The sequence below is a fragment of the Enterobacter sp. 6722112 genome, assembly GCF_058661685.1.
The window spans coordinates 1-24198 of sequence record NZ_JBZWGR010000005.1; the positions used below are offsets into that span (position 1 = coordinate 1).

Here is a 24198-nt window from a genome sequence, read left to right on the forward strand (position 1 = left end):
TTGCTGATAACGTGCAGTTCTCCCTTCAGGCGTGATTCATAAAGCGGCCAGCCATCCGTCATCCATACCACGACCTCAAAGGCCGACAGCAGGCCCAGAAGACGCTCCAGCGTGGACAACGTGCGTTCACCGAATACGTGCGCCACAACCGTCCTCCGTATCCTGTCATACGCGTAAAACAACCAGCGCTGGCGTGATTTAGCGCCGACATAACCCCACTGTTCGTCCATTTCCGCGCAAACAATGACGTCACTGCCCGGTTGTATGCGTGAGGTTACCGACTGCGGTCTGAGTTTTTTAAGTGACGTAAAATCGTGTTGAGGCCAACGCCCATAATGCGTGCACTGGCGCGACATCCGACGCCATTCATGGCCATATCAATGATTTTCTGATGCGTACCGGGTTGAGAAGCGGTGTAAGTGAACTGTAGCTGCCATGTTTTACGGCAGTGAGAGCAGAGATAGCGCTGATGTCCGGCAGTACTTTTACCGTTACGCACCACGCCTTCAGTAGCTGAACAGGAGGGACAGCTGATAGAAACAGAAGCCACTGGAGCACCTCAAAAACACCATCATACACTAAATCAGTAAGTTGGCACCATTACCGTTTTTTGGGTTGTTTATGGTTGGTTTTTTTGGAGCGGTTTTTGTGTTTGGTTGGGTTTATTATTTGCAAGGGTATCCCAATGAAGGAAGTATGTTTTTACAGGTTTTGTTGATTGTTCTTTTTTCTGCGGCAGTAAGTTCAATGGGGATGTTGATTGGTAGTTTTCTGGATAACATCAACCGTCCAATGCAGATCCTATCGGCTACCTCGATGGTTATTTTTTATGCGTCAGGAGCCTCGTTTCCTACATTTAATATGCCTGAATGGGTTGTGAAAACGATGGTGATTTTCCCATCAAGTACAATGATAAGTGGGTTTACTATGCTGAACTCTCAGGGGGCAGGTATCTATGAGTTGGCACCCGTAATAATAAAAATATCTTTGCTAGCAATTATATTATTTTTACTTGCTATGTATCGTCTAGTTTGGCAGAAGTAAGTATCCTCCGGCAGAGCCGGAGGCTTTAGGGTGAGCGCCTCAAAGGCGCCGACAAACCATGAGCCGCCCAAGGCGCCTGTTATACGTTCAGATTCATCTGGTCGTAACGTTCGTCTTCTCGCTCTTGCTTGCGTATGTAAGCCCTGACCGTGGCTTCATCCAGGCCTACAGTTGAAACAAAATATCCTCGTGCCCAGAAAACTTCACCAGTGAAGTTTTTTCCTCTGCCGAACTGCCGGGCTATCGCTATCGCACTTTTCCCCTTCAGATAGCCGACGATTGTCGATACCGAATACTTTGGTGGAATGCTGATGCACATGTGAACATGATGCCGCTGCTCGATACCCTCCGCGTAAGTCACGGAGTCGGACCGGTATGCCATGAGCTGGATATCGCCCCGTCGACATACTACCGGTACCAGAACCAACGTCAGCATCCGGAAAAACGCAGTCAGCGTGACCGGCGTGATGACCAGCTGAAGCTGGAGGTACAGCGCGTGTACGACGAAAACTACAGTGTCTATGGAGTTCGTAAGGTCTGGCACCAGCTGCAACGGGAAAGCTTCAGCGTGGTCAGATGCACCATCGCGCGACTGATGAAAAGCATGGGGCTTACCGGCGTGCGGCGGGAAAAAAGTACGAACCATGGTCAGCAGGAAAGAAGCTGCGGCAGGCGGCCGGGTAAACCGTCAGTTCGTGGCAGAGCGTCCCAATCAGCTGTGGGTAGCAGACTTCACGTACGTGAGTACTTGGCAGGGGTTCGCGTATGTAGCGTTCATCATCGATGTGTTTGCCGGCGGCATCGTGGGTTGGCGAGTGTCGTCATCGATGGAAACCACGTTCGTGCTGGATGCGCTGGAGCAGGCGCTGTGGGCCCGTCGCCCTTCCGGCACCATCCATCACTCGGATAAGGGCTCGCAGTACGTGTCGCTGGCGTACATGCAACGTCTGCAGGACGCGGGCTTACTGGCCTCGACGGGCAGCTCAGGCGACTCCTACGACAATGCGATGGCGGAAAGCATCAACGGCCTGTACAAAGCGGAGGTGATACACAGACAGAGCTGGAAAAGCCGAGCAGAGGTTGAGTTGGCGACGCTGACGTGGGTGGACTGGTACAACAGCGGCCGACTACTGGAACGGCTCGGTCACATCCCCCCGGCTGAAGCCGAAAGAGCGTATTATGCTTCCATCGGAAACGGAGCTATGGCAGCCTGAGTTCGCGGACTAAAAACTCTCCCGGAAAACCGGGGCGGTTCAGGATCTTCTTGAGATCCTTTTTTTTCGCGCGTAATCTCTTGCCCTGTAAACGAAAAAACCACCCTGGCAGGTGGTTTTTCGAAGGTTAGGTAATCCTGGCAGATCCCCTAACCGTGGTAACAGTCTTGTGCGAGACATGTCACCAAATTTGTCCTTTCAGTGTAGCCTCACTAAGGCCGCCACTTCAAGAACTCTTGAGACATCTCTCGCACATCCTGTTTGCCAATGGCCGTTGCCAATGGCGATTAGTCGTGTCTTTCCGGGTTGGACTCAAGTTGATAGTTACCGGATAAGGCGCAGCGGTCGGACTGAACGGGGGGTTCGTGCATACAGTCCATCCTGGAGCGAACTGCCTTCCCGGAACTGAGTGTCAGGCGTGGAATGAGAAACCGCGGCCATAACAGCGGAGTGACACCGGTAAACCGAAAGGCAGGAATGCGGGGGAGCACGAGGGAGCCACCAGGGGTCAGTTTGGATATAGAGAATTATTGTACGGTAAGCCTGTTTTTTGAACAGACTTACCTATAGCAATAGGGTGTACTCCCGCGCTATACGGCATTTTCAGAGGTTTGACCTTAATCGGATAACCTAAATGCGATACTGCAAGAGCGACAACTTAAAAGCGATAGCCACTGACGCAAAATCAACCCCTTACGAACCAAGATTGGTTAAATAATGCGCTTAACGAATGGAAGGGACTTCCCCTGATTATGCGCCTGATTAACTCTTGTGCAATCATGGGGTAAACACAACCCCGGAGGGATTCGTTATGACCATTACTACTGTCGGTATCGATCTTGCTAAAAATGTGTTCGCTGTTCATTGCGTTGACCAGAATGGCAAAACCGTTCTGGTTAAATCCAGAGTAACCCGCGCAGCTCTTCCCGGGCTGATTGCTGGTTTGCCGCCCTGTGTTATCGGGATGGAGGCGTGCTCCGGGGCTCATTACTGGGCAAGACTGTTTCGGCAGTATGGTCATGAGCCGCGTCTGATGGCCGCCAAATTTGTATCGCCTTACCGCATGGCTGGTAAATCAGGGAAAAATGATGCAGCTGATGCTCAGGCTATCTGCGAGGCGGTTCGTCGCCCACATATGCGGTTTGTGCCGGTTAAGGATGAGAGCCAGCAGGCAATGCAGTGTCTGCATCGTACCCGACAGGGTTTTATCGAAGAGAAAACAGCAACATATAATCGTCTCCGGGGGTTGATATCTGAATTCGGCGTTATCGCCCCACAAAGTACAGATGCCCTGCGCCACATAGTTTTTGAGCAGAAGAATTCTTTACCACTTCAGGTTCAGCAATGTGTTGATGATTTGCTGGAGCACGTTGCTCGCATTGAAGATAACATCGCTGAATATGACCGAATTTTGTCCCGCATGGCCAAAACAGATCATCGCAGTCAGCGGCTGATGGAATTGAAGGGCGTTGGCCCCACAACGGCCTGTGCGCTGGTCGCCAGTATCGGTAATGCACATGATTTTAAGAATGGGCGCCAGCTGGCAGCCTGGCTGGGACTGACACCATCGCAGTACAGCAGCGGCGGAAAGTCGAAGCTTGGCAGGATAACGAAAGCTGGCGATTCGTATCTGAGAACACTTCTGGTTCAGGGTGCCCGCTCGGTACTGATCGGGGCGGAGAAAAGGACTGATTTATTCAGTCGTTGGGTCTGCTCACTGGTCGAACGCAGAGGATACTGGCGCGCTGTTGTTGCCATCGCTGCCAAAAATGCAAGACTGTGCTGGGCATCATTGCATTACGGTGATGATTTCAGGTTGTACTCAGCCAGCTAAAGTACAAAGCTGTATGACCATCTGTTCTGCAACTCGTTGATGATAAAGGGTTAGACCCCGTGAGGTATATCTGCTTATTGTACAGGGCAAGTGTACCCGACTAACGAACTAGAGCCTCACGAGCGTCTTTCATCAGGGTCCGAATCGATGACGATTCATCATGACCGTTTATAGTACCGCAGTCTCTCCCCTTTATTTTTTTACTATAGTGCAGACAGAAACCGTAAACACCGGCGTTGACATGCCGGGGAAGCCCTTATAGTACAATAATTTCCGATCTCCAAACTGACCCCTCTTTGGGAAGTGGCGGTACTCTTTCACCTCCGGGATGCTTTTCGTTCCGGAGATGTCTGGCTCGCTCATTCGCGCCGCTATGGTGACCTCAAGCAGGTACTGGTGCCGATGATCGCGGCGCAGGAAAATGCAAAACTGGCCGTGCCTTCCAACCCACAGGATTGGCTGGCAGACAGAAAGGCGCGACTCACGATCGCTCTTAAGCGGCTGGCCCGGGCTGCCCGTAACGGCACTATTCCGCACGGTAGCATAGAAGATGGAACGTTGCGGATCGACAGGTTGACAGCAGACGTGCCGGATGGTGCCGAGGCACTCATACTGGATCTGTATCGCCGAATGCCGTCCGTTCGGATTACCGACATGCTGCTTGAAGTTGATGCAGCCCTTGGTTTCACAGATGCGTTTACCCATCTGAGAACCGGGGCTCCATGTCGCGACCGGATCGGTCTGCTCAACGTCCTGCTCGCTGAAGGGCTCAATCTGGGCCTGCGTAAGATGGCGGAAGCTACAAACACGCATGATTACTGGCAGCTCTCACGCCTTGCCCGCTGGCATGTTGAAAGCGAAGCCATGAACCAGGCATTGGCAATTGTGGTGGCCGCGCAGGGTAAACTGCCGATGTCACGCGTCTGGGGGATGGGCACGTCAGCATCGAGCGATGGTCAGTTTTTCCCGACAGCGCGGCATGGCGAAGCCATGAACATGGTCAATGCCAAATATGGTTCTGTTCCCGGCCTCAAAGCGTATACTCACGTAAGCGACCAGTTCGCGCCATTCGCTTGTCAGTCGATCCCGGCGACCGTGAGCGAGGCACCGTATATTCTCGATGGACTACTGATGAACGAGGTCGGTCGCCATGTTCGCGAACAGTATGCCGATACAGCAGGATTCACCGACCATTTGTTCGGAGCCAGTAGCCTGCTCGGCTACAATCTCGTTCTGCGAATCAGGGATCTGCCATCGAAGCGGTTGTACGTATTTAATCCCGATACGACCCCCAGGGAGTTACGCAAGTTGGTAGGTGGAAAAGCCCGGGAGGATCTTATCGTTGCGAACTGGCCTGATATTTTCCGTTGTGCCGCGACGATGACCGCTGGCAAAATCAGGCCCAGCCAACTCCTGCGCAAGCTCGCTTCTTACCCACGACAAAACAACCTTGCAGTTGCGCTTCGTGAAGTTGGTCGTATTGAACGGACCCTTTTCATTATTGAGTGGATCCTGGATACGGACATGCAGCGGCGTGCTCAGATCGGTCTTAACAAGGGAGAGGCCCACCATGCGCTCAAAAATGCGCTCCGTATCGGGAGGCAGGGGGAAATTCGCGATCGCACGACAGAGGGGCAGCACTACCGAATCGCTGGGCTCAATTTATTGACTGCGGTGATCATTTACTGGAATACCGTCCATCTTGGTCATGCCGTCACGGAGCGGCGGAACGAAGGGTTGGATGTTCCCCCTGAATTTCTTCCCCACATATCCCCATTGGGCTGGGCGCACATTCTACTGACTGGCGAATATCTTTGGCCCAAGGAACCGAAAGCTTAGGGTGTCATTTCGCCCTCAGCCGGAACCGACCCCTATGAAAACCCCATAAAGTCATTTTCGTAGACTGCATTCAGGATCTTAACCAGCGCATACTGGACGATTTTGTCCTCCAGTGAGGCGATGCCGAGCGGGCGCTGTTTTCCATCCGCTTTCGGGATGTAGTGCCGCCTGCCGGGCTGAGCCCTGTAACTACCCTGATGAAGCCTCCGGTGCAGATCTGCTATGTTGACCTTCAGGTTTTCGGCGTAGTCCTTCCACCTGACACCATCAACTCCGGCAGCCGCTTTCCTGCTCAGGGAGAGGAATGCGTTCTCCAGTGCCTCTGCTGTCAGGAGGTGGAACAATGCGGTAAACCGTTCTTTCTTCCGCTGCTTCGCAGCTTCCCGCACGCGTGACAGCCTCTGTGACATACTTTCCCGGCTCTGCGTCCGGCGCATGTGTGGCTGTTCCGCGTTTCCCTTGGCCCCGCTCCTTCGCTCCACTGACTCCGCTCCTTGCGGATTGTTCGCCAGATTCGCAGCTACTATGAGCGAGTCCGACTTCTCCTCTCCGTACATCACCGGCTTCGGCTCCTCGCCTTCCCGGTGCGGGCCATCTCCGGCACTGGCAGATGGTCAGAGGGGAGATCTCCCGGTTCCCGCGTAAAGATCGTATTGACATGCCAGGGTCTCAGACCCCGCCGGGTCCATATGGCACTCGCAGTAACGCACCCTATGATGTTGCCTTCCGTAAACAGTACAACGTCGGCACCCGGGAATTTAATATACATTTCGTGGCTCAATGGCTGGCCTGTCAACACCCCTGTCAACGCTTCGCCCCATACCTCACGGTATACAACGCATGACTCGGGGACCCTGTGGATTGCTGGTCCTTCAATGGTCGGGGACTTTCACCCCTTGATCTTTACCGGTCTCCCGGCGCACACTGTATATATAACCAGTAAAATTAGAGTGTCAGGAGGAAAGATGAAGCTACAGTTTTTCAGCACCGGGAAAGAACTCCCGCCACAGGCCCATCCGTTGTTTGCAGACCTGGCCAGCTGCGGTTTTCCCAGCCCTGCAGCTGACTATGTCGAATCTGATCTGGATCTCCATGATTACTGCATACGGCATCCGAGCGCGACTTACTACCTTCGCGCCAGCGGAGACAGCATGGCCGACGGCAGCCTTTACAATGGCGATCTGCTGGTTGTGGACTGTGCCGAGAAGCCCCGGCATGGCGATATTGTTGTGGCCAGCGTGCAGGGGGAGTTTACGGTCAAACGGCTGCTGCTGACGCCACGACTGACGCTGCAGCCCATGAACGCCGCCTGGTCGCCGATTTATCCCGACCCGGACGATCTGGATATCTTTGGCGTCGTCACGCACATCATCCACCGCCCGAGGGAGATGTACTGATGTTTGCCCTGGCCGATGTGAACAGCTTTTATGCCAGCTGCGAACGTGTTTTCCGCCCGGATTTGAAAGGAAAGCCGGTTGTGGTGCTCAGCAATAACGATGGCTGCGTAATCGCGAGAAGTGCCGAGGCAAAGCCCTGGATCAAAATGGGTACGCCGTGGTTTCAGATGAAAAACGAAAGATACCCGGAAAAAATATACGCGTTCTCTAGCAACTATGAACTTTATGCATCCATGTCGGCACGCGTGATGAGCTGCCTGGAGGAACTGGCTCCGGGGGTGGAACAGTATTCGATTGACGAGATGTTCCTCGATCTGACCGGCGTGGAGCACTGCATGGACCTGGAGGACTTCGGCCGGCAGCTGCGACAGCACGTGTATGACTGTACCCGTCTGACCATTGGCGTGGGTGCCGGACCAACGAAAACCCTCGCAAAATCAGCCCAGTGGGCCTCAAAGGAGTGGAAACAGTTTCGTGGTGTGCTCGCACTCACCCGGGGGAATCCACAGCGAACGCGGAAACTGCTTTCACTGCAGCCGGTCGAAGAGATCTGGGGCGTGGGAAACCGTATTGCACGCAAGCTCAATGTTCTGGGCATTAAGACCGCGCTCGATCTGGCCCTGACGAACCCGGCCTTCATCCGGAAAAATTTCTCCGTCGTTCTCGAGCGAACAGTGCGCGAACTGAACGGGGAAAGCTGCATGTCGCTTGAGGAAGCACCGCCAACAAAGCAGCAGATAGTCTGCAGCCGCAGCTTTGGTGAGAAGGTCACTGAATACGATTCGCTGCGGCAGGCTGTCTGTCAGTACGCAGAGCGGGCCTCAGAAAAGCTGCGCAAGGAGCGCCAGTATTGCCGGCATATTTCCGTTTTCATCAAAACGTCTCCGTTCGCCGTTAAAGAGCCTTATTACGGCAACGTGGCCACGGAGAAACTGCTTACTCCCACCCAGGACACCCGGGACATCATTGCGGCCGCCACAACGGCTCTGGAGCGTATCTGGAAGGACGGGCACCGGTATGCCAAAGCCGGTGTGATGCTGAATGACTTCACCGGCTCCGGCGTTTCGCAGCTGCAGCTGTTCGACGAACGCCCTCCACGCCCTCACAGTGCTGAGCTGATGAAGGTTCTCGATGGCATTAATCATTCCGGACTGGGACAGGTCTGGTTTGCCGGACGAGGGATTGCGCCTGCGTGGCAAATGAAACGCGATATGCTCTCCCCTGCGTACACCACCCGCTGGAAAGATATCCCCATAGTGAGGATCGGCTAAATTTTGCATTTCAGAGAGAGCCAGTAGTGCTCGCCGCAGCCGAACGACAGGGCTAAGCCCGCGAGTGAGCGAGGAAGCACCAGGGAACTGTACGGACAAATTCTGCTTACGCTCGAAGTTAAATGGACAACTTATCCAGTTATCCACCGGGTAGATCCAAGTATCTGATCCAGCAAAGATCCATATAATGATCCAAACAGATCCCGGTACGTTGAAAACCGCGCCATGCATAGGCTAACAGCCATTTCATGTGTTTATAAGTCGGATATTTGTGTTTGTAAATCGGTATTCTGTGTTTACAAAGCGGATTTATGTGTTTATAAAACGGATTGCGCGTGTTTATAAATGGGATTACGCATGCTGTGTCTGTGGATGATCCTTTAACTGTGGATAAGTCCTTATGTATAAGAAAAGTGTAGATCTATCACTTGAATCGGTTCTCGTAGAAATCGATGAAAATAAGAAGCTCATGCCTTCCAGAAACGCTACTGTCCAGCCTGTAGCTTTGATGCGCTTAGGTCTGTTTCTACCTTCCTTAAAACGAAAAGGAAAGGATACAGAAAATATCAGTATTGATGCGAGTAACGAACTTCAAAGCTTAGAGTTGGCAAGAGCCGAAGGTTATACAGACATCCGTATTACCGGCCCACGACTTTCGATGGAGACTGACTTCAAGGTGTGGGTTGGCATCATTCTCGCGTTTTCGAAATATGGCTTAAACAGCAGCACCATTGAACTTCCATTCAGCGAGTTTGCTACATTATGCGGGTTTAGCTCAAAGGACAAAGATAAAGGACTCAGAACGCGCTTGGCCGACTCTCTTATTCGTCTTCGCAGCACAACTATCAAGCTTGCCTCAGAAAAGGATCGGAATGGTGTTGTATCTGGTCTGTTAAGTCGTGGTAAGTGGGACGAAAAAGACGACATCATGGAACTTACCGCCGATGAGTCTCTTTGGGAGCTTTATCAATTCGACCGTCAGGTGCTTCTGCAGATGTTTATAATCCGGCAACTTGCGAACAAAGGGACAGCACAGGCCCTATACACTTTCATTGAGAGCCTTCCTGAGCGACCAATACCACTATCGTTCGCGCGTATTAAACGTCGCCTAATGCTTACCTCACCCAATAACCAGCAGAATCGAGTGATTAACAAGGCTATAGACGAGCTTAAAGCGGTCGGTTATTTAGATGGCGATGTCGTTAAAAAGGATGGTGAATGGCACTTAATCATAACCCGTCGCACGCCTAGGCCAGACATTAAGGCTATGTCTGAAGCCTTAAAAGATGGAGAGTAAAAGCGCCTGACTGTGTTTGTAAAGCGGATATGTGCCGCAGTGACTGCGAGTGTTTGCTGTTTTCCCGGTAACACAGCATCAGCATCCGTTTTATAAACACATCTATTCCCTCTCATATTGTTTCCGCTTTGTAAACACACCTGTTTGCTCACTTCCGAACCGATTTATAAACACATGTATCAGCGTTCAGCCTTTGAGTCACTCGCTGAACGTGCAACAAAAACACCAATATCAATAATTTCTTGCACGTCATGGTATTTGTTGTACACTCCGAGTTGTACAATCAATGTCCTCTACATTGAAAACATCATGGAGAACAGAATGAAACGAGATTACGGTGGAGTAGGCTCGATAGCGCGACGAGCTGGCATATTACTTGAGTCAATGAGCCGGGACATTGAAGATCAACGCAAAGAGTTTAACCTTACAGAATACTTCCAGACCTTTACCCGGAACGCAGTAGCCAAATTACCCAAGCTAAGCCGTCGCATCGTGGAGCAGGCCATTAAAGAAATGGAAGATGCAGGCTACGATTTCAACAAGAAACGCGTCGGAAATGTTGAGCAATATGCTCTTACAGTACAGAATGTTATTGATATTTACGCCCACCGCAAGATCCCGAAGTATCGTGAAATCCATCAATCGCCTTACGTTATTTTCGTCGTTAACTTGAAAGGCGGCGTATCCAAAACCGTATCAACTGTAACGCTGGCGCACGCGTTGCGAGTGCATCAGGATTTATTGCGTCACGATCTGCGTATTCTGGTTATTGACCTTGATCCGCAGGCATCCAGCACCATGTTCCTCGATCACACGCACAGTATTGGTTCCATTCTTGAAACCGCCGCGCAAGCGATGCTAAACGATGTCGATGCTGAAACCCTGCGTAACGAAGTGATACGGCCAACCATCATTCCAGGTGTTGATGTTATTCCGGCTTCTATCGATGATGGTTTTGTAGCCAGCGCATGGAAGGAGCTGGTTAGCGAGCACCTGCCGGGCGTAAACCAGTACGAAGTGCTTCGCAAAATCATTATCGATCGTGTGGCTGATGACTACGATTTCATCCTGATTGATACAGGTCCGCACCTCGATCCATTTTTACTAAACGGTTTGGCGGCAAGTGACCTTATTCTCACCCCTACTCCGCCGGCGCAAGTCGATTTCCATTCCACGTTGAAATACCTTACCCGCTTGCCTGAAATGCTGGAAACGCTGGAAGAAGAAGGCATTGAACCGCGTCTGGCTGCCAGTATTGGTTTTATGTCGAAAATGACTGGCAAGCCCGATCACCTGGTTTCACATAGCCTTGCTCGTGAAGTCTACACAAGTAGCATACTGGACTCTTCCCTGCCACGCCTGGATGGCTTTGAACGTTGCGGAGAAACGTTTGATACGATTATTAGTGCTAACCCAGCATCTTATCCCGGTAGCAACGACGCGTTAAAAAAAGCGCGTACAGAAGCAGAGCATTTTACGAAGGCTGTGTTTGACCGTATTGAATTCCTGAGGAGCCAATCAGCGTGAAGAAAAAAATAGTAGCTCGCGGGCGAAACATTTTAGGTAGTGATAGCTCGGATTTTATCCGTAGCCTCGAAACCAAAGAAGCAGAGAAGGTATTCACCCTTAAGTCCGGTAATCAGGCCAAGTTCACCCTCTCAACCATTTTGAATGGTGATATTGAAGAGAAGACATTTGTCGATCCAGCTGTTAACGGTCGCGACCAAAGGTATGTAACCCCTGAGTCAGTGAGCGACATAACGCGAACTATCAACCTGCAGCAATTTTTCCCAGCAATCGGCCGAGTTATTGACGGTTGTATTGAAGTGTTAGATGGTTCCCGGCGCCGGGCGGCATGTATCTTCAGTGGCGCGAAATTCGAAATTCTGGTTACAGAAGATGAGATAAGTCTTGAAGATGCTCGTCAGCTTGCCAAAGACATTCAGACCGCGCGTGAGCATACGCTTCGTGAGATAGGTCAAAGATATCAATTTATGTACGCAAATGGCATGTCTAAGGATGAAATTGCGCGCGTAGAGGACGTCTCACCGGCCAGCGTTTCCCGCGCGTTTCAAGCTGCTTCTGTGCCAGCTGAAATGGTCGAGTTATTCCCGGTTATCAATGAACTCTCCCTTGCTGATTACCAGCTGCTGTTAAAAATTTCAGAGGACTTAGATAGCAAAGGTGTGCCTCTGTCTGATTTGCTCGGAAAAGTTCAGGCAGACATCAGTGCAGCAAAAGTTGAAAGCATAAGTAAGTCGCTAATTATGGACTCTTTTAAACGCCATTCGAAGCAGCTGAAGCCAGCGCCAGTGAAAACTGTACAAACTGAAAAACTACGTGAGTTTGAAGACAAAAAGCAGTTTGCCCGGAAGAAAACCGATCCGTCTAAACGCTTAGTGACCTATGAATTTGCCCGTCTTCCTGCTTCAGTTCAGGCTGAGTTAGATGAGGCCATCAGGCTGGTTATGGGCAACATGCAGTCCTTCGAAAAATAAAAAAAGTGGGAATTTAATGTGTGACTCCACTAAAAAGTTCCCACTACATTTTCAGTCCTAACTATCTAAAAAACTAGGTTTTTTGTGATTTCTTTCAGTATGAAATTCCCTGTCGCATCGCTTGAAGTTTTATAAAGCACAATGGCGTAATTTTTGGAGAAACAAAATCAATGGAACACTCGACAATTTCTGAGGCTCTAATTGGTGGTGTTGTTTGCGGCACTATCGCGGCCGGATTTATCTGGCAATTATTCAGACCTTGGAAACTTGAATGGCTCTGGTTAACCTGTTTTATCCTTACCTCAATCATTGTATTTTTCTTTGGTCCCTCTATGCCAAACCCATTCATGATGTAGAAGTACAAGGAGATGTGCCATGACCGTGAGGCTTTATTACAATGCAGCAGATAGACGAGCCCAAGCGAGCAATGAATGGCATGCTGAGTGGATAAGTAAACGTGGCGGCTTTGTTGAATAAATCAGATTTCGGGTAAGTCTCCCCCGTAGCGGGTTGTGTTTTCAGGCAATACGCACGCTTTCAGGCATACCTGCTTTCGTCATTTTGTTCAGCGCTCGTACCAGGGCCATAGCCTCCGCAACCTGACCATCGTAGTCACGCAGCGTCAGTGAACCCCCGAACAGCTGTTTTACCCGGTACATCGCCGTTTCCGCTATCGAGCGACGGTTGTAATCTGTTGTCCATTTCCACCGCGCATTACTCCCGGTCAGCCGCTGATTAGCCACTGCACGGTTACGGTCTGCATATTCACCGGGCCAGTAACCCGCACCTTTTCGGGGCGGGATAAGCGCGCTGATTTTCTTACGCCGCAGTTCATCGTGACAGAGCCGGGTGTCGTAAGCGCCGTCTGCCGATGCTGCCCTGATTTTTCTGTGAGTCTGCCGGATAAGACCCGGGAAGGCTTCTGAGTCCGTCACATTGTTCAGCGACAGGTCTGCACAGATGATTTCATGTGTGTTGCTGTCAACTGCCAGATGCAACTTTCGCCATATACGACGGCGTTCCTGGCCATGTTTTTTGACTTTCCATTCGCCTTCACCAAAGACCTTCAGCCCGGTGGAATCAATCACCAGATGCGCGATTTCACCTCGGGTGAACGTTTTGAAACTGACATTAACCGACTTTGCGCGCTTGCTGACACTGGTGTAATCCGGGCAGCGCAACGGAACATTCATCAGTGTAAAAATGGAATCAATAAAACCCTGCGCAGCGCGCAGGGTCAGCCTGAATACGCGTTTAATGACCAGCACAGTCGTGATGGCAAGGTCAGAATAGCGCTGAGGTCTGCCTCGTGAAGAAGGTGTTGCTGACTCATACCAGGCCTGAATAGCTTCATCATCCAGCCAGAAAGTTATGGAGCCACGGTTGATGAGGGCTTTATTGTAGGTGGGCCAGTTGGTGATTTTGAACTTTTGCTTTGCCACGGAACGGTCTGCGTTGTCGGGAAGATGCGTGATCTGATCCTTCAACTCAGCAAAAGTTCGATTTATTCAACAAAGCCAAACGTGGCTTGAAAGCTCGCCTTTGGACTGACAAAGCGATCAGTGAATTTCTCGGTGCGCCGCTCAGTGCAGGCCCGGTAAAAGCCTGGAAACAGAAGGAAGTGAAAAAAGTCGAAGCGACACCCGCTTTCAAAACATGGCTGGAACAACGTCGCGCATGGCTGGTTGCGCGGGGTAAAATATCCTCTGATACAGAGTTGCCTTGCCACCTGGACGCTCCGATAATTCCAGGTAAACAACATAAGGAATCATAATATGAACAAAAAGCCTCGCTATGCTGTCATGCTGGATGGGGATAAAACCGTCTATAGTGGAAATAGTCGGTTTGTCGCCTGGACGTTCTGGCTGATGAACCGTCATCGTAGGGCTATCGCATATGATTGCGGAGTTTGGGTTGTTGAACCAGCCTACTGGATCCGTGTCGTTTAATCTGCTTTTGCAATGTGCAGCTGCTTCATGTCATGCCTAAGGAGTTATTTTGAAATGGATTAATTTTTTACAACGTCTTCTACAACGTTTTTTCCCCAAAAAAAATGAAATAATTGAAGTGAAATACATTGAAAGGGATGAAACAAGAGTATTACCAGACATCCCTGAAAACGTCATAGCTGCCTGTCAGACTCTTCAGGTGAAGCTGGATTCTGTTAAGAATAATCCATTTTTGGAAATTAGTTTGATTTATGGATTTCTTGATACTTTTGGCGAGTTTGCATCAACCTTTACAGTATGTCAGAAAGGTTGCAGCGCCTGTTGCAAAATAGGTGTCGAAATGACGGCATTAGAAGCAAGTTTTATAGAAAAAAATACATCCCACAGAATTGTATCTAACAAGCAAAGAAAATTAAAAACCAATACAGATTGCCCATTTTTAACTGATGGAATCTGCTCCATATATGAATATCGACCTTTCAATTGTAGAACCTTTTTCACAGTAGATAACCCTAAGTACTGCGAAACACCAAACGAACCTCATAGGACATATGGGAGTTTAGGTGGTCAAGACATAAATATAATTTATCAGTTCCGAAACTATATTGACCAACTAAATGGGAAGAGGAAGAAGAGTGATATAAGATTCTTCTTTGGGAATCATAAAGGAATAAAATAGCCAGGCATGGAAATATTTCAGTCCAGTTCCGCTGACAGTGCGTGTTTTGCGCGCTGTTCCACTGGCTCCGGCTATGATATGTCACAGTTTTGATTTTATCCAAAAAGGCCGCATCGCGGCCTTTTTAGTGAATCAATTGTTTGCTGACAACGCTTTTTAATTCCAGAAAGGATCGTTTTCCCAACCTTGCGGGAAGCCGGTATCAGCCATATACAGCTGCGCCGCATGGCTACCAGCAAAAAGACGAAGAAGATCACCCTTTAAGTCAATGCCCGCCAGGTCTAGTGTCTTAATCATTTTGTGTATCACGCAGACCGTCAAGTATGGTCGATACTGGTGAACTGCGGGTATGGTCAACTCACTGGCTATCTGGCTTGGAATCGCAAGTTTGGCGTTCCACAGTCGGCTATGATGCGCGGCACGATTTCTTACGTCACGCAGACGCTGAACCCAGTTCGTCAGCGAATTGAAATCATTTGCACCAAACTCATTTGCGAGTGTATCCAGCAGAGTGTTATGAGGTGCTGGCAATCCCTTAAAATATGAGAAATCAGTCGCACTGAATATCTTGAAAAGACAACCGATAGTAATTACCTCACTGGCAATCCAGAAAGGGGGTAGATTAGAGAATTGCGGATGCGAATTATTGTGGTATTTTTTCCTGTAATTTCTCGCGTAAAGCTCCCCTTCCTTATTAAAGTCACCTTGTATTCTACTTCGAATGTCATCAATAATTTTAGTGCCTTTCGCTGTATAGAAAAAAGTATTATCAAGATACCAGAAAGGGTCATTTGAGAATGCGGAAAGTGTATGGTCAAGCCTGCTTCTGAGCTTAACTTCAAGCCGCGCAATTACGCCAAACAACAGTACACGAAGTTTTTCGTCGAAGCGGTATAGCTCAACCCCATATTCAAAATACTCATCTTTTCTGTAATGTTTTCCGCCCGGACTTGCCGGATCTAACAGAGGATGGAGATAAATTTTAAAATGGTAATAGCTTATCTGGCTGAGCGTATTTTCTGCTTCAGCCTCGTCCAAAAACTCAAGCTTTTTGCTCTTGAGGTCGTTAATCAGATCGGCAGGTGTACGGTAAGGCTTGCTGTAAAGGGTTGTCGGCATCGCAGCATCATCCCTGAATAGGCAAAAAAAAAGCCCACTAACTTCCCCAAAGGGTTGTTGCAGGCATCATTAATACTAATACTACTCCATTTGACAAACACGTCAACGGAAATTACTCAAAAAAGAGCAATCAATACATCCTCTGGGCATAGATAGTTCTGTCTAGTTACCTGCCATTTCCCTTCAGCAGCGCCACCGCCTCATCGCCTGGCATCTGGAACTGCACCCGGTGCCGTGCCGCGACATCGAGCGCAAACACTTTCGTGTAGACCTCCGTCGAGCTGATCGACTTGTGTCCCATCAGGCTCTGCAGCACCTTCAGCGGGATGCCGGCATACAGCATATGCATCCCGTAGCTGTGACGGAACGTGTGCGGGGTAACCGGTACCGAAAACGTCACCCCGTCGGCGGCAGCCGCATCAACGGCTTCACTTATCCAGGTCCGGACCGTTCTGTCGGTAATTTCCCAGATGCGTGCTTTCTCGGTTCTGTCTGTGCGTTTATTACGGCGCTCCAGCGGAATTTTAAGCGTGGCCACCATCATCTCCAGCTGGCTGACATAGTTCGCATCGGAAAGCGGAACGATACGATGAGGCAGGCTACCGGCCGGAGCACGGCCGGCCGTTCTGGTGGCTTTTTCGGTCCGCTGTTTGAGCGTGGCCAGCTGCACGAACGGGTAGGGCGGTGTCAGGGAAAAATCACTCCGGGTCAGCGCCAGCGCCTCGTTAATGCGCGCGCCGGTATTCCAGAGGGTTGCCAGCAACATCTTGCGGTGGAGATCGGGTACATAGTGGAGCAGGGCACTTACTTCCGGCGCCAGCAGGTATTTCGGCAGTTCGTCCTGAACGAGCGCCATCTGACGCAGGGCCAGCGCCGCTGGATAGTCGATAGAAACAGGTAACTGAGCACCTGTTGTCGAATACCCTCCCAGGGTTACAAGTCCGGTCATCAGGATGATTCTCCGCCAGGGGATATGCGCAGTGCTCCCGCAATGATTTCCCGGTTCTCTTCATTACGCCAGTTACCAAAATAGTCCACTTCCAGACGCAGGGAATGATCTGCAGCCTCTATCAGATCCGACACTTTCTGCAGGGCGCTATGCAGCTGCTGCGCTGATATCACGCGTGGCACATCATGCTCATCCACACCGTTGCGGTGTACCAGATCGTTTCGCCAGTCTGCGATGATACCCAGCGGCTCAATTGGCCAGACGGGCGGTATATGAAGCACAGTCCCGAAATAGCGCTCAATGGTTTTCACGTTATGAAACGTCATACTCGCAACAACATTCTTTGCCACAGGGCGGAACTTGGTAAGCTCCATCTCGCGGGCCGCCTGCTTCTCTTTCTTGCCTACCTTAGCAAAAGGTAAGTAATACTCTTCAAAGTATCTCTCGAGCGGCCTGTCCTCTTCCAGCAGAGCTCTGGCGCAGTACATCAGGTACGCCTCCATGACCGTCACGGCATGGACGAAAGACATTCTGTACACCAGTTCAGGCTGCTTTTCATCAAGCAGGGCATGGAGCTTCTTCAGCTCCTGGCTGGCGTGCAGGTAACGCTGATGAACATTGTTCAGGGAAGCCACAAACAGCCCGTGTTCATGATCCCACTGAGCCTGATCGGCGAGATACTCCTGTTCCCAGTAGTACAGGTTAGCGGCCTGTTCCCATTCTTCTGAGCCGGGGACAACATCCGGATAATTTTCAGCAAGCCATTTATCAAATCGTTCAGATTCAATATCCATCATCTGGTCTTTCATGCTTCCCATAATGCCAGTACCCTTCTGTATGGTTCTGTAAATGAAAAATCCAGCCGGTCATACTGCCGCATCGTCTCCACGGAACGGTTCAAAAGCCAGCAGGGCGTCCGCCCTGGAGGCCAGCTCGATACAGTCCCCGCACTGCGGGTTAATCTCTTCATCAATGGCCTCGTTATACCGCATGCGCAGCCGCCATCCCGTCACGGGAGGCGCGTTCTGTATGGCCAGCACCATCCCTTCCGGCGACAGCAGTTCACGGAGGGTGTAGCAGGCGCCAATCCGGGTCGAATCCCGCAGCCACATCACGGGGTACTCACTGACCAGCTGGTCATACACACATTCCGGCGTATGGAAATAATTCCCGTCCGCCCTGCATAAATCACACATTCGCGTTCCTTGTATCGAGAAATCCCGTCAGGCCGGGTCCGGCATAAAACGGCCTGGCTCAAACGGCCAGCGCCTGTCGCCCTGCGAGTACACCTCGATCCACGCCAGTGTCCCGTGCTCAAAATACAGTTGATAACCGTCATCGGCACTGAGGGTCAGCATCCCGTCAAAACAGGTATCGGTTCGCGTACCGTCACCCATCCAGCGAAGCAGGCGGCCTTCAGCGGAAATCTCGTAAAATTCACAATCGCAGTCTAGGTCGTCGGTCTGAAAGTCCGTCCCGGTGACTCCGTCAGGCATCCGGTACCGGAATCTGACCGTATCAAACATTCCCATAATTTTGCTTCCTTAAATTGCTTAAAAATCCCGCCATTCATATTCTTTTTGCGACCTAGCGGCACCAGTCTGGTCTGGGCGGTAGTTCTGAATAATTTGAACAATCCTCAGTGCCTAGAATGAACGACGCATGATCGAAGCCCTGTGAGAGGTCATATTCACTTGCTCCTACTGGTAAGCTCAAATATCCCCCAATCACTGAAGAGGGAGCCTGCCATGATGCGCAGCCATCAGAGAGCCAACGCCAAGCCAGCTCGTTTCCTTGCACGTCCAGCAACTGAACCAGTTCTTTGCCGTAACTATTCGCAGTTTGATATACCCAGACAGAATTCATGCCCTGGCTAATAAGGCCCCGAATAACTTGATCAATATCCATTTAATACCCTGTTAAATAATCCCACCACTAAATCATTACCTAATGACACACCTGACAGTCACAAATCGGGATTTTATCTATTGTCATTATTCTCTGGCTGATAATAAGCAGCCATATAACCACGTCATTAAATTACCGGATAGCCGTTCCGGTGAGATCCGATTTTTACGCTATTGCGCAGTTTCCGGAAGTGTACCACGCCCACGGAATAACCACACCGCCCTTTACCGGTGCTGAGCGGCCGGTCACGGGGCAGGGGGCAAACACTATATATAGAAGAAAAATCAGCCTATGGCGTAGCACATATTGTGTTTTTAGGCCGCTGCGCGCCGGAGGCCGGAAAGCAGATCCGGAACTGCCTTTTTTCGGATCTGAGCGGGAAAAGTGAGAAACCAACATAGGTGTAACATATCCATATGCCGGGCATCTGCATAGGCAAAGCATACGCATATACCTACCATCTGCATATGTAACACCTATACAAGCCGGGCTTGCAGGCATATACTTCACCTATGCGGGAATACTCCCTGGCACACTCAGCATATGAGGAAAAACCATGCGCACAGTTTCGATATTTAAAAACGGCAATAACCGCGCCATCCGTCTGCCCCGGGACCTGGATTTTGACGGCGTCAGCGAGCTGGAGATCGTCCGGGAAGGGGACAGCATCATTCTGCGTCCCGTCCGGCCGACCTGGGGCTCGTTCGCGCAGCTGGACAGGGCCGATCCGGACTTTATGGCGGAGCGTGAGGATGTGGTCAGCGATGAAGGACGCTTTGAGCCATGAAGAAAACCTGGATGCTCGACACCAACATCTGCTCGTTCATCATGCGCGAGCAGCCGGCAGCGGTGCTGAAGCGCCTGGAGCAGGCGGTGCTGCGCGGTGATCGCATTGTGGTCTCGGCCGTGACGTATGCCGAGATGCGCTTCGGCGCCACCGGCCCGAAGGCCTCGCCGCGCCATATTCAGCTGGTCGACGCGTTCTGCGCGCGCCTCGATGCCGTCCTGCCCTGGGACCGCGCCGCGGTGGACGCCACGACGGACATCCGGGTGGCGCTGCGCCTAGCCGGGACGCCGATCGGCCCGAATGACACGGCCATTGCCGGGCACGCCATCGCGGCGGGCGCCATCCTGGTGACGAACAATGTGAGAGAGTTTGCGCGGGTCCCGGGCCTGGTGCTGGAAGACTGGGTGAAATAATCCCGTAATAATTTCCGTGACGGAGACGACAGACATGAATGGGCTTTGTTGAATAAATCGAACTTTTGCTGAGTTGAAGGATCAGATCACGCATCCTCCCGACTGGATTTGCCCCTATATTTCCAGACACCTGTTATCACTTAATGGACTGACCCCACCCCGGTAGACGATCCTGCCCTATAGTTTGAGTATAGGGGGAGCATATGGGCACACCACGATTTACACCTGAATTTAAGGAAGAAGCCGTCCGACAGATAACGGAACGCGGTTATTCCGTTGCCGAAGTATCTGACCGTCTGGGCGTTTCTGCCGGCACTGTTGCAAATAGTCGGTGGTGATAAACTTATCATCCCCTTTTGCTGATGGAGCTGCACATGAACCCATTCAAAGGCCGGCATTTTCAGCGTGACATCATTCTGTGGGCCGTACGCTGGTACTGCAAATACGGCATCAGTTACCGTGAGCTGCAGGAGATGCTGGCTGAACGCGGAGTGAATGTCGATCACTCCACGATTTACCGCTGGGTTCAGCGTTATGCGCCTGAAATGGAAAAACGGCTGCGCTGGTACTGGCGTAACCCTTCCGATCTTTGCCCGTGGCACATGGATGAAACCTACGTGAAGGTCAATGGCCGCTGGGCGTATCTGTACCGGGCCGTCGACAGCCGGGGCCGCACTGTCGATTTTTATCTCTCCTCCCGTCGTAACAGCAAAGCTGCATACCGGTTTCTGGGTAAAATCCTCAACAACGTGAAGAAGTGGCAGATCCCGCGATTCATCAACACGGATAAAGCGCCCGCCTATGGTCGCGCGCTTGCTCTGCTCAAACGCGAAGGCCGGTGCCCGTCTGACGTTGAACACCGACAGATTAAGTACCGGAACAACGTGATTGAATGCGATCATGGCAAACTGAAACGGATAATCGGCGCCACGCTGGGATTTAAATCCATGAAGACGGCTTACGCCACCATCAAAGGTATTGAGGTGATGCGTGCACTACGCAAAGGCCAGGCCTCAGCATTTTATTATGGTGATCCCCTGGGCGAAATGCGCCTGGTAAGCAGAGTTTTTGAAATGTAAGGCCTTTGAATAAGACAAAAGGCTGCCTCATCGCTAACTTTGCAACAGTGCCCGATAGAGAAAGAGGCTTAGCATTTTTATTTGCAATTACTTTGCCGCCAATAATGGTATGGTTTCTAGTTGCTAAATTTACCTACGGTATTGACGCATCAACGGCTAAATACCTGATGCCGTATCTTGTTAAAAACACTTTTTCGCTATGGCCTTTATGGTCAGCTTTAATTGCTGGCTGGTTCATTGGTATTGGCGGTCTTATCGCTTTTATCATTTATGATAAATCACGCGTTTTTAAAGGCGAAAGATTCAAAAATATTTATCGTGGTACAGAGCTTGTTGGTTCCAGAACACTCGCTGATAAAACACGCGAAAGAGGAGTCAACCAGTTAACCGTTGCTAATATCCCCATTCCTACATACGCTGAGAACTTGCATTTTCGATTGCCGGGACAACCGGTACTGGTAAAACCACAATTTTCAATGAACTGCTATTTAAGAGCATTGTTAGAGGCGAAAAAAATATTTCTTTAGATCCAAACGGAGGGTTCTTGAAAAATTTCTATCGCCCCGGCTATTTTATTTTAAATGCCTATGATAAACGCACTGAAGGCTGTTTTTTTTCAATGAAATCCGCCGTTAATATGATTACGAGCGCTTAGTTAACTCTATTGTTCAGGAAAGCCATGATATGGCTACTGAAGAATGGTTCGGCTATGGACGTCTTATTTTTAGTGAAGTTTCGAAAAAACTTCACAGCCTATACAGCACAGTAACTATGGAAGAAGTTATTCACTGGGCCTGTAACGTTGACCAGAAAAAAATTAAAAGAATTTTTAATAGGTACGCCTGCTGAAGCTATTTTTTCCGGGTCTAAAAAGCAGTTGGAAGCGCGCGATTTGTTCTCAGTGGCTTTGTTGAATAAATGTAAGCGTACAGCGTGAACCGTCTGGTCATAATCTGAAGCATCCGACAAAGTGGTGTCCACCAAATAAGTAGTGGGAACCAAAGTGTCAGATATGCAGAAAAATATGACTCCCGGCAGGCGTAAAGGCTGCCCTAATTATTCTCCTGAGTTTAAACAGCAACTCGTTGCTGCCTCCTGCGAACCCGGGATATCCATCTCAAAACTGGCGCTTGAAAATGGCATTAATGCCAATCTGCTCTTTAAATGGCGCCAGCAGTGGCGCGAGGGAAAGCTGCTATTACCTTCCTCTGAGAGTCCTCAGTTACTTCCTGTGACTCTCGATGCCACCGCCGTACAACCAGAACCGCCCGCTGAGGACTCAGAGCTCAGCATCTGCTGTGAGATAACGTTCCGGCACGGGACACTCCGCCTCAACGGCACTGTCAGCGAAAAGCTTCTGACTCTGCTGATACAGGAACTGAAGCGATGATCCCGCTACCAACAGGCACAAAAATCTGGCTGGTTGCCGGTATTACCGATATGAGAAACGGCTTCAACGGGCTGGCTGCAAAAGTGCAGACGGCGCTGAAAGACGAACCGATGTCCGGCCATGTCTTCATCTTCCGGGGCCGCAGCGGCAGTCAGGTTAAACTTCTGTGGTCCACCGGCGACGGGCTGTGCCTGCTGACCAAACGGCTGGAGCGCGGGCGCTTCGCCTGGCCGTCAGCTCGCGATGGCAAAGTGTTCCTGACCCCGGCGCAGCTGGCAATGCTGCTGGAAGGCATCGACTGGCGACAGCCGAAGCGGTTGCTGACCTCCCTGACCATGCTGTAGGCTTCTTTATCCTGGTTGTCGCAGAATAAGCCTGGTAAAATGCTGGCTTATGAATGACATCTCTTCTGACGACATCCTTCTGCTGAAACAGCGCCTTGCCGAACAGGAAGTGCTGAACCGTGCCCTGCTGGAAAAGCTGGCAGACCGGGAGCGCGAAATAGACCATCTGCAGGCGCAGCTGGATAAACTTCGCCGGATGAACTTCGGCAGCCGTTCCGAAAAAGTCTCCCGCCGTATCGCACAAATGGAAGCCGATCTGAACCGGCTTCAGAAAGAGAGCGATACGCTGACCGGTCGGGTGGATGACCCGGCAGTACAGCGCACTCTGCGTCAGACCCGCACGCCGGGTTAGAAGTTCTTGAGGTGACTGCTCCAGACCGGATGGAGCGACGCAAACGGGGTAAAAGTGACACAATTGATGCTGAATGTGCCGCTCATGCAGCATTCTCAGGCATCAGGACAGTTACTCCCAAAACGCGTGATGGCATGATTGAGTCCCTGCGGGTATTAAAAACTTGCCGAAAAACAGCAATATCAGCCCGCAGAGTCGCTCTCCAGATTATCCATTCAAATATTATCTCTGCCCCGGATGAATTACGTGAACAGCTCAGAAATATGACGCGCATGCAGCTCATCAGGACCCTGGGTTCCTGGAGACCTGATGCCAGTGAATACCGCAATGTAACCAACGTTTATCGCATTTCATTAAAGTCCCTTGCCCGACGCTATCTCGAGTTACATGACGAAATCGCTGATCTGGATGTCATGATTGCGGCAATTGTCGACGAGTTGGCACCTGAGCTGATTAAACGTAATGCTATCGGATACGAAAGCGCTTCACAGTTGCTGATCACTGCCGGAGACAATCCTCAACGGTTAAGATCAGAATCAGGATTTGCGGCACTGTGTGGTGTCAGCCCGGTCCCCGTTTCTTCTGGAAAAACGAACCGTTACCGACTTAATCGTGGTGGAGATCGTGCTGCAAATAGTGCACTTCACATCATCGCCATCGGACGCTTACGAACTGACGCAAAAACAAAGGAATATGTCGCCAGGCGTGTAGCCGAAGGACATACAAAAATGGAAGCGATACGCTGTCTAAAGCGATATATCTCCCGCGAAGTTTACACGTTACTGCGCAATCAAAACAGGCGGATCAACAGTATCCCGATAACAGCTTGACTCTT

The 24198-nt window shown here is 50.6% G+C and carries 22 protein-coding genes and 10 pseudogenes; 22 read left to right on the top strand and 10 right to left on the bottom strand.

Annotated elements, in window-relative coordinates; genetic code table 11:
• Positions 1-550 (bottom strand): annotated as a pseudogene (locus AC4OVU_RS00955) (IS1 family transposase); the annotation flags it as partial.
• 65 nt (positions 551-615) lie between these two features.
• Here AC4OVU_RS00955 and AC4OVU_RS00960 point away from each other — a divergent pair.
• Positions 616-1044: an ABC transporter permease gene (locus tag AC4OVU_RS00960; RefSeq protein ID WP_271080314.1), complete on the top strand. Its 429-nt coding sequence runs from the start codon at positions 616-618 to the stop codon at positions 1042-1044.
• Between the two features lie 79 nt (positions 1045-1123).
• On the opposite strand, the pseudogene tnpA (AC4OVU_RS00965) reads toward AC4OVU_RS00960, so the two are convergent.
• Positions 1124-1375: pseudogene (gene tnpA, locus AC4OVU_RS00965) on the bottom strand (IS200/IS605 family transposase); the annotation flags it as partial.
• Between tnpA (AC4OVU_RS00965) and AC4OVU_RS00970 the strand changes: the two are divergent.
• The 3 genes and pseudogenes from AC4OVU_RS00970 to AC4OVU_RS00980 form a co-directional block, all read left to right on the top strand.
• Positions 1370-2258 (top strand): annotated as a pseudogene (locus AC4OVU_RS00970) (IS3 family transposase); the annotation flags it as partial. The pseudogenes tnpA (AC4OVU_RS00965) and AC4OVU_RS00970 overlap by 6 nt on opposite strands.
• Before the next feature lie 811 nt (positions 2259-3069).
• Positions 3070-4092: an IS110 family RNA-guided transposase gene (locus tag AC4OVU_RS00975; RefSeq protein WP_001567660.1), complete on the top strand. Its 1023-nt coding sequence runs from the start codon at positions 3070-3072 to the stop codon at positions 4090-4092.
• 294 nt (positions 4093-4386) lie between these two features.
• Positions 4387-5931, top strand: a pseudogene (locus AC4OVU_RS00980) (Tn3-like element Tn5403 family transposase); the annotation flags it as partial.
• Between the two features lie 35 nt (positions 5932-5966).
• On the opposite strand, the pseudogene AC4OVU_RS00985 reads toward AC4OVU_RS00980, so the two are convergent.
• A pseudogene (locus AC4OVU_RS00985) lies at positions 5967-6491 on the bottom strand (group II intron reverse transcriptase/maturase); the annotation flags it as partial.
• A 405-nt stretch (positions 6492-6896) separates the two neighbouring features.
• Between AC4OVU_RS00985 and umuD the strand changes: the two are divergent.
• The 5 genes from umuD to AC4OVU_RS01010 all read left to right on the top strand — a co-directional run bounded on the left by umuD (position 6897) and on the right by AC4OVU_RS01010 (position 12394).
• On the top strand, positions 6897-7328 hold the full coding sequence (gene umuD, locus AC4OVU_RS00990; RefSeq protein ID WP_004197746.1) for a translesion error-prone DNA polymerase V autoproteolytic subunit: 432 nt from the start codon (positions 6897-6899) through the stop codon (positions 7326-7328).
• Complete coding sequence (locus AC4OVU_RS00995) at positions 7328-8599, top strand: Y-family DNA polymerase (RefSeq protein ID WP_004197744.1); 1272 nt, start codon at positions 7328-7330, stop codon at positions 8597-8599. Before umuD ends, AC4OVU_RS00995 begins: the two co-directional genes overlap by 1 nt.
• 400 nt (positions 8600-8999) lie before the next feature.
• Positions 9000-9896 (top strand): RepB family plasmid replication initiator protein, encoded by an 897-nt coding sequence (locus tag AC4OVU_RS01000; protein WP_004197749.1) that lies wholly within the window; start codon positions 9000-9002, stop codon positions 9894-9896.
• Between the two features lie 321 nt (positions 9897-10217).
• Positions 10218-11423: an AAA family ATPase gene (locus AC4OVU_RS01005; protein ID WP_004152349.1), complete on the top strand. Its 1206-nt coding sequence runs from the start codon at positions 10218-10220 to the stop codon at positions 11421-11423.
• The gene (locus AC4OVU_RS01010) at positions 11420-12394 is read left to right on the top strand and encodes a ParB family protein (protein ID WP_004197750.1); all 975 of its coding nucleotides are present in this window, start codon (positions 11420-11422) and stop codon (positions 12392-12394) included. The genes AC4OVU_RS01005 and AC4OVU_RS01010 overlap by 4 nt, the downstream gene beginning before the upstream one ends.
• A gap of 518 nt (positions 12395-12912) precedes the next feature.
• Here the strand turns inward: AC4OVU_RS01010 and AC4OVU_RS01015 are convergent.
• A complete protein-coding gene (locus AC4OVU_RS01015) occupies positions 12913-13881 on the bottom strand; it encodes an IS5 family transposase (RefSeq protein ID WP_072269220.1) in 969 nt (322 codons plus the stop codon).
• A gap of 29 nt (positions 13882-13910) precedes the next feature.
• On the opposite strand from AC4OVU_RS01015, the pseudogene AC4OVU_RS01020 reads away from it, so the two are divergent.
• Positions 13911-14168: pseudogene (locus AC4OVU_RS01020) on the top strand (hypothetical protein); the annotation flags it as partial.
• 224 nt (positions 14169-14392) lie between these two features.
• The gene (locus AC4OVU_RS01025) at positions 14393-15022 is read left to right on the top strand and encodes a YkgJ family cysteine cluster protein (protein WP_004197775.1); all 630 of its coding nucleotides are present in this window, start codon (positions 14393-14395) and stop codon (positions 15020-15022) included.
• Positions 15023-15178: 156 nt separating this feature from the next.
• Here the strand turns inward: AC4OVU_RS01025 and AC4OVU_RS01030 are convergent, their stop codons facing one another.
• The 6 genes and pseudogenes from AC4OVU_RS01030 to AC4OVU_RS01055 all read right to left on the bottom strand — a co-directional run bounded on the left by AC4OVU_RS01030 (position 15179) and on the right by AC4OVU_RS01055 (position 18998).
• A complete protein-coding gene (locus AC4OVU_RS01030; RefSeq protein WP_004197772.1) occupies positions 15179-16141 on the bottom strand; it encodes an Abi family protein in 963 nt (320 codons plus the stop codon).
• A 166-nt stretch (positions 16142-16307) separates the two neighbouring features.
• The gene (locus AC4OVU_RS01035) at positions 16308-17090 is read right to left on the bottom strand and encodes a site-specific integrase (protein ID WP_004197768.1); all 783 of its coding nucleotides are present in this window, start codon (positions 17088-17090) and stop codon (positions 16308-16310) included.
• Positions 17090-17908 carry a hypothetical protein gene (locus tag AC4OVU_RS01040; RefSeq protein ID WP_004197776.1) on the bottom strand — a complete coding sequence of 273 codons (819 nt, stop codon included), beginning with the start codon at positions 17906-17908 and terminating at the stop codon, positions 17090-17092. Before AC4OVU_RS01040 ends, AC4OVU_RS01035 begins: the two co-directional genes overlap by 1 nt.
• 48 nt (positions 17909-17956) lie before the next feature.
• The gene (locus tag AC4OVU_RS01045; protein ID WP_004197773.1) at positions 17957-18286 is read right to left on the bottom strand and encodes a hypothetical protein; all 330 of its coding nucleotides are present in this window, start codon (positions 18284-18286) and stop codon (positions 17957-17959) included.
• Between the two features lie 27 nt (positions 18287-18313).
• A pseudogene (locus AC4OVU_RS01050) lies at positions 18314-18448 on the bottom strand (hypothetical protein); the annotation flags it as partial.
• A gap of 229 nt (positions 18449-18677) precedes the next feature.
• The gene (locus AC4OVU_RS01055) at positions 18678-18998 is read right to left on the bottom strand and encodes a hypothetical protein (RefSeq protein WP_004197770.1); all 321 of its coding nucleotides are present in this window, start codon (positions 18996-18998) and stop codon (positions 18678-18680) included.
• 556 nt (positions 18999-19554) lie between these two features.
• On the opposite strand from AC4OVU_RS01055, the gene vapB reads away from it, so the two are divergent.
• The 11 genes and pseudogenes from vapB to AC4OVU_RS01110 form a co-directional block, all read left to right on the top strand.
• Positions 19555-19785 (top strand): type II toxin-antitoxin system VapB family antitoxin, encoded by a 231-nt coding sequence (gene vapB / locus AC4OVU_RS01060; RefSeq protein WP_001261276.1) that lies wholly within the window; start codon positions 19555-19557, stop codon positions 19783-19785.
• A complete protein-coding gene (locus AC4OVU_RS01065; protein ID WP_000754566.1) occupies positions 19782-20198 on the top strand; it encodes a type II toxin-antitoxin system VapC family toxin in 417 nt (138 codons plus the stop codon). The genes vapB and AC4OVU_RS01065 overlap by 4 nt, the downstream gene beginning before the upstream one ends.
• A gap of 203 nt (positions 20199-20401) precedes the next feature.
• Positions 20402-20509 (top strand): annotated as a pseudogene (locus tag AC4OVU_RS01070) (transposase); the annotation flags it as partial.
• Positions 20510-20572: 63 nt separating this feature from the next.
• Complete coding sequence (locus tag AC4OVU_RS01075; RefSeq protein ID WP_001067855.1) at positions 20573-21277, top strand: IS6-like element IS26 family transposase; 705 nt, start codon at positions 20573-20575, stop codon at positions 21275-21277.
• A 5-nt stretch (positions 21278-21282) separates the two neighbouring features.
• A complete protein-coding gene (locus AC4OVU_RS01080; RefSeq protein ID WP_491928590.1) occupies positions 21283-21804 on the top strand; it encodes a hypothetical protein in 522 nt (173 codons plus the stop codon).
• Entirely contained in the window at positions 21759-21932 is a 174-nt protein-coding gene (locus AC4OVU_RS01085) for a hypothetical protein (protein ID WP_491928595.1), read from the top strand. The genes AC4OVU_RS01080 and AC4OVU_RS01085 overlap by 46 nt, the downstream gene beginning before the upstream one ends.
• A 29-nt stretch (positions 21933-21961) precedes the next feature.
• Positions 21962-22126, top strand: coding sequence for a hypothetical protein (locus AC4OVU_RS01090; protein WP_491928591.1), 165 nt, complete (start codon positions 21962-21964; stop codon positions 22124-22126).
• Positions 22127-22289: 163 nt separating this feature from the next.
• Positions 22290-22667, top strand: coding sequence for an IS66-like element accessory protein TnpA (gene tnpA, locus AC4OVU_RS01095; RefSeq protein WP_491928592.1), 378 nt, complete (start codon positions 22290-22292; stop codon positions 22665-22667).
• Positions 22664-23011: an IS66 family insertion sequence element accessory protein TnpB gene (tnpB, locus tag AC4OVU_RS01100; protein ID WP_004114612.1), complete on the top strand. Its 348-nt coding sequence runs from the start codon at positions 22664-22666 to the stop codon at positions 23009-23011. The genes tnpA (AC4OVU_RS01095) and tnpB overlap by 4 nt, the downstream gene beginning before the upstream one ends.
• Positions 23012-23060: 49 nt before the next feature.
• Positions 23061-23354, top strand: a pseudogene (locus AC4OVU_RS01105) (IS66 family transposase); the annotation flags it as partial.
• A pseudogene (locus tag AC4OVU_RS01110) lies at positions 23351-24193 on the top strand (IS110-like element ISEc21 family transposase); the annotation flags it as partial. The pseudogenes AC4OVU_RS01105 and AC4OVU_RS01110, both read left to right, overlap by 4 nt.
• Positions 24194-24198: the final 5 nt, after the last annotated feature.

What these genes read in the sequence shown, in the direction of transcription:
- vapB (WP_001261276.1), top strand. Translation starts at nt 19,555, where the DNA reads ATGCGCACAGTTTCGATATTTAAAAACGGCAATAACCGCGCCATCCGT.
- AC4OVU_RS01090 (WP_491928591.1), top strand. Translation starts at nt 21,962, where the DNA reads ATGGCTACTGAAGAATGGTTCGGCTATGGACGTCTTATTTTTAGTGAA.
- tnpB (WP_004114612.1), top strand. Translation starts at nt 22,664, where the DNA reads ATGATCCCGCTACCAACAGGCACAAAAATCTGGCTGGTTGCCGGTATT.
- AC4OVU_RS00995 (WP_004197744.1), top strand. Translation starts at nt 7,328, where the DNA reads ATGTTTGCCCTGGCCGATGTGAACAGCTTTTATGCCAGCTGCGAACGT.
- AC4OVU_RS01030 (WP_004197772.1), bottom strand. Translation starts at nt 16,141, where the DNA reads ATGCCGACAACCCTTTACAGCAAGCCTTACCGTACACCTGCCGATCTG.
- AC4OVU_RS01075 (WP_001067855.1), top strand. Translation starts at nt 20,573, where the DNA reads ATGAACCCATTCAAAGGCCGGCATTTTCAGCGTGACATCATTCTGTGG.
- AC4OVU_RS01065 (WP_000754566.1), top strand. Translation starts at nt 19,782, where the DNA reads ATGAAGAAAACCTGGATGCTCGACACCAACATCTGCTCGTTCATCATG.
- AC4OVU_RS01035 (WP_004197768.1), bottom strand. Translation starts at nt 17,090, where the DNA reads ATGACCGGACTTGTAACCCTGGGAGGGTATTCGACAACAGGTGCTCAG.
- AC4OVU_RS01045 (WP_004197773.1), bottom strand. Translation starts at nt 18,286, where the DNA reads ATGTGTGATTTATGCAGGGCGGACGGGAATTATTTCCATACGCCGGAA.
- umuD (WP_004197746.1), top strand. Translation starts at nt 6,897, where the DNA reads ATGAAGCTACAGTTTTTCAGCACCGGGAAAGAACTCCCGCCACAGGCC.
- AC4OVU_RS01000 (WP_004197749.1), top strand. Translation starts at nt 9,000, where the DNA reads ATGTATAAGAAAAGTGTAGATCTATCACTTGAATCGGTTCTCGTAGAA.
- AC4OVU_RS01055 (WP_004197770.1), bottom strand. Translation starts at nt 18,998, where the DNA reads ATGGATATTGATCAAGTTATTCGGGGCCTTATTAGCCAGGGCATGAAT.
- tnpA (WP_491928592.1), top strand. Translation starts at nt 22,290, where the DNA reads ATGCAGAAAAATATGACTCCCGGCAGGCGTAAAGGCTGCCCTAATTAT.
- AC4OVU_RS01040 (WP_004197776.1), bottom strand. Translation starts at nt 17,908, where the DNA reads ATGGGAAGCATGAAAGACCAGATGATGGATATTGAATCTGAACGATTT.
- AC4OVU_RS00975 (WP_001567660.1), top strand. Translation starts at nt 3,070, where the DNA reads ATGACCATTACTACTGTCGGTATCGATCTTGCTAAAAATGTGTTCGCT.
- AC4OVU_RS01005 (WP_004152349.1), top strand. Translation starts at nt 10,218, where the DNA reads ATGAAACGAGATTACGGTGGAGTAGGCTCGATAGCGCGACGAGCTGGC.